2 protein-coding genes are annotated in these 1,462 nt (G+C 38.6%); both read right to left on the reverse strand.

All coding sequences use genetic code 11. The features are described from left to right. Positions 1-33 precede the first annotated feature (33 nt). Complete coding sequence (locus EP58_RS10660; RefSeq protein WP_112859838.1) at positions 34-981, reverse strand: IS3 family transposase; 948 nt, start codon at positions 979-981, stop codon at positions 34-36. Continuing rightward, a complete protein-coding gene (locus tag EP58_RS10665; RefSeq protein WP_036093270.1) occupies positions 864-1,409 on the reverse strand; it encodes a helix-turn-helix domain-containing protein in 546 nt (181 codons plus the stop codon). Before EP58_RS10665 ends, EP58_RS10660 begins: the two co-directional genes overlap by 118 nt. Positions 1,410-1,462 lie beyond the last annotated feature (53 nt).

Consider the following 1,462-nt stretch of genomic DNA (forward strand, 5'->3'; position numbering starts at 1 on the left):
TGTACTGAACCCCAAAAGTTGGACCAAATTTAATTAGACTTCTTGGCTGGCCTGAAGACGGTATTCTACCGGACTCAAGCCAGCCAATTTTAATTTGATACGCCGATGATTGTAGTAGTCAATATACGTATCTATTGCTTGTTTTAATTCCTGATAGGTTTGAAAAACACACCCATAATACATCTCTTGTTTTAATAAGCCGAAAAAATTTTCCATAGGAGAGTTATCTAAACAATTTCCCTTACGGGACATGCTTTGGTAAACCTTATTCTTCTTTAAAAGAGATACCCATTTCTTATGCTGATAATGCCATCCTTGATCAGAATGGACGGTCACCCGATAGGGTGCTTGAGGCAACACGATTTGTAATGCCTGTTCCAACGTTTCTAGCACAAAAGCCAAGTTTGGACGTTCGTTCATTTGATAAGAAATAATCTCCCCTGTCCCCATATCCATAATGGGGCTCAGATATAGCTTTTGATCTGCTCCTACCTTAAATTCCGTAATATCTGTTGTTAGTTTTTGATAGTATAAAGGCGTTTGAAAACGGCGACGAATTTTATTTTTAGCGATGGTGCCAACTTTGCCTTTATAAGCACGGTATTTCTTTCTAGATTTCCGAGTGTATTTTGTACATAGAATACCTAATTTTCGTGTTATTTTTAGTACCTTCTTGTGATTCACTACGATGCCACGTTTTCGCAATGCCAAGCCAATACGACGATGTCCGTAGTCTTGGTTATTTTCCTCATAAATCGACTGAATGACTGTTTCTAAATCATCCCTGGGTGATGACGCAACTAATCGTTTTTGCCAATACATATACGTAGATTTAGGCATACCAGTGACTTTCAAGAGGAGCGTCAATCGGAATGTTTGTCGAAGCTCCTGGATGATTCGGGCTTGGATCTTAGCAGATGGCTCGGAATATTTTCCCCAGAAGCTCGGAGCTTTTTTATGAAAGCAAGCTCCGCTCGTAATAACTCATTTTCCTGTTCTAGTGCTTGTTCTCGCGTCATCTCTTTCTTCTTTACTTTCTTTGGCTTATTAGTCAATGAAGGACACCCCTTTGGTCTCGCAAGTGCATCTATACCATTTTCTAATAGTTTTTTCTTCCAGGTCGAGATTAATGCACAATCTGGAATTTGAAAATGGTTGGCTGTTTCTTGAAGAGATGCACCCGTCGTTTTCATAAAGTGTAATACATCTAGTTTCATTTGAACAGTATAAACACGATTCTTTTTCTTGGTGAATGCCTTTTGGCCAAAGGCCAAATACTGATCTACCCATTTTTTAACTTGTCGATGACCGGCTATACTATATTTATTAGCCAAATCAGCATAACTTTGTTTTCCTTCTAAATATTCTCGAACCACATGCAGTTTAAATGATACATCATATTTTGCCACAGCAAAACACCCCAAACGTTAGATTTTTGGTCTAACTTTTGGGGTGCACATCA

This window comes from Paenilisteria newyorkensis (assembly GCF_000766145.1).
GTDB lineage: Bacteria > Bacillota > Bacilli > Lactobacillales > Listeriaceae > Listeria_A > Listeria_A newyorkensis.